Origin of the sequence: Corallococcus llansteffanensis (assembly GCF_003612055.1) — a bacterium.
GTDB classification, from domain to species: domain Bacteria; phylum Myxococcota; class Myxococcia; order Myxococcales; family Myxococcaceae; genus Corallococcus; species Corallococcus llansteffanensis.
Genome location: NZ_RAWB01000963.1, coordinates 1 through 1,817 on the forward strand (window position 1 = coordinate 1; position 1,817 = coordinate 1,817).

Genomic DNA, 1,817 nt, shown 5'->3' on the forward strand with positions numbered 1-1,817 from the left:
ACGCTGAAGAAGAAGGTGACGCCCCGGTCCGGCTCGCTCTCCACCCAGATGTGGCCGCCGTGGGCCTCCACGATGAGCCGGCTGATGTAGAGCCCCAGGCCCAGCCCCTTGCCGTCCGCGGAGCGGCCGTCCTCGGTGCGGTAGTACTTGTCGAACAGGTGGGCGGCGTCCTGGGCGGACAGGCCCGCGCCCTGGTTGCTCACCGACACCACGGCCTGCTCGTGCGCGGTGGACAGGCGCACGTCCACCGGCGTGCCCTGGGGGCTGTACTTGATGGCGTTGGTCAGCAGGTTGGTCACCACGCGCTCCAGCCGCGCGGAGTCCATGGGGACGGGCGGCAGCGGGGACTCCAGGTGCAGCCGGAAGCGCTCGCGCGCGTCGGGGGGCACGTCGCGCTCCAGCACCTCTTCCAGAAAGCGGCCCAGGTCGCGCGACTCGCGGCGCAGGTCCACGCGGCCCGACTCCAGCCGCGAGCCCTCCAGCAGCTCCTCGATCATCGTGTTCATCCACTCCACGTTGTGGATGATGGCCTGGGCCATGTGTCCCTCGCGCTCCAGCTTCCGCTCGTGCAGCGCGCGCTGCAGCAGGTGGGCGCGCAGGTTGATGGTGCTCAGCGGGTTGCGCAGGTCGTGCGAGATGAGGCCCACGTACTCCTCGCGCAGCTTCTCCAGATCCCGGCGCTCGGTGACGTCGCGCAGGATGGCGATGAGCGTGGCGTCGGCCGCACCCTCCAGCGGGCTCAGGCGCACCTCCAGCGGCACGCTGGTGCCATCCTGGCGCCGGCCCGTGACCATCCTCCCGCCGGTGGCGCGCGGAGGGGTGCTGGTGGACGGGCCATAGAGGCCCTGGGGCACCAAGAGCTCCACCTCGCGGCCCAGCAGGGCTTCGCGGCGGTAGCCGAACACGCGCTCCGCCTCCGCGTTGGCGAAGCGCAGCCGGCCGTGGGCGTCCACCACCACCATCGGGTCGGGCGCGGTGTCGAGGAAGGTGCGGAAGCGCGCCTCGGAGGCCTCCAGCGCGCTGTTGGCCTTGCGCCGCTCGGTGTCCAGCAGGTCCAGCGCGCGCGCGGCCAGCAGCACCAGCGTGGCGCCGCCCGCGGCCACCATCGTGGCGAAGAGGGGGAACTTCGCCTCGTGGCTCAGCGTGCCCGACAGGTGCATCAGCACCAGCGTCAGCCCCAGCACCGGCGGCCCCAGCAGCGTCACCGGCACCAGCCGCCGCGCCACGAAGCCGCCCAGCGTGTCGCGCGTCAGCCGCGCCATCAGCCCCAGGTCCGGCCGGGCGCACAGCGTGCCCACGGCCAGGAGCACCAGCACGCAGGTGGTGTGCAGCCCCATGGTGCGCTCGTGGAAGAGCGGCGCGGCGGCGGACGTCACCAGCGGGCCCAACAGGAAGCTGTTGAGGCCCAGGAGCGCCGCCATCAGCGTGAGCGCCACCAGCCCATCCGACCACGACAGCCGCGCTTCGTCGCCCCGGTCCAGCAGCGCCAGCGCCGGGCCCAGGAGCATCAGGCACAGCGACGTGAGGGGCGAGGTCGTGAGGCCGGGCGGCGCGAGGACCTCCTCGCCGAAGAGGCGCAGGAACAGCGCGTCCAGGCCCCCGCTGCCCACCGTGAGGACGACGTCCACGAGGCTCGCCGCGCCCAGGACGGCGGTGCCCCACGCCAGCACCGAGCCCAGCCGGCGGCGGGCCCGGCCCGCGTCGCGCCGCAGGCGCAGGCCCAGCGCGGCGCCCCCCAGCATCAGCCCCAGCGCTTCGCCCGGCCGCATTGCGGGCAGCGCGGCGCCCATGGACTTGAGCACCATGACGTCCAGGGC

The 1,817-nt window shown here is 73.6% G+C and carries 1 protein-coding gene; it reads right to left on the reverse strand.

Annotated elements, in window-relative coordinates; genetic code table 11:
- On the reverse strand, positions 1–1,805 hold a 1,805-nt coding region (locus tag D7V93_RS42510; RefSeq protein WP_147451663.1), incomplete at its 3' end, for a sensor histidine kinase.
- Positions 1,806–1,817 lie beyond the last annotated feature (12 nt).